This window comes from Methylobacterium sp. E-066 (assembly GCF_022829635.1).
Taxonomy (GTDB): Bacteria; Pseudomonadota; Alphaproteobacteria; order Rhizobiales; family Beijerinckiaceae; genus Methylobacterium.
Genome location: NZ_JAKSYO010000176.1, coordinates 1 through 519 on the forward strand (window position 1 = coordinate 1; position 519 = coordinate 519).

At 61.1% G+C, this 519-nt stretch carries 2 tRNA genes and 1 rRNA gene; all 3 read left to right on the top strand.

What is annotated here, in order from left to right:
• Positions 1-123, top strand: a 16S ribosomal RNA gene (locus MKL20_RS25280); the annotation flags it as partial.
• Between the two features lie 204 nt (positions 124-327).
• A tRNA-Ile gene (locus tag MKL20_RS25285) sits at positions 328-404 on the top strand.
• A gap of 37 nt (positions 405-441) precedes the next feature.
• A tRNA-Ala gene (locus MKL20_RS25290) sits at positions 442-517 on the top strand.
• The last annotated feature ends 2 nt before the right edge of the window (positions 518-519 follow it).

A 519-nucleotide genomic window follows, 5' to 3' on the forward strand; every position in this document is an offset into this window, starting at 1 on the left:
TTGGTCTTACCCGACGGCGCTGCGCCAACCGCAAGGAGGCAGGCGACCACGGTAGGGTCAGCGACTGGGGTGAAGTCGTAACAAGGTAGCCGTAGGGGAACCTGCGGCTGGATCACCTCCTTTCTAAGGATTTCTTTTTGGACATGGGGTCCGGTTCTGCCGGATCGCAGCGAACGTCAGTTCATCCATCGAGGATCATTTAGGATACAGGGACCTGTCAGGGTCCCATTTGGCGGGACAGGCGCCGTCCTCGTTTCTCTTCCTCACCAGATAGCGCGATCGGCGCACCGCTCCGGCGTATGCCGGGCGGCGTGCTTTGATCGCTCTGGGCCTGTAGCTCAGGTGGTTAGAGCGCACCCCTGATAAGGGTGAGGTCGGACGTTCGAGTCGTCCCAGGCCCACCACGACACGGGACGTTCGATCGGCTGAGGCTGACCCCTTGGGGCCATAGCTCAGTTGGGAGAGCGCGTGCTTTGCAAGCATGAGGTCGTCGGTTCGATCCCGTCTGGCTCCACCATT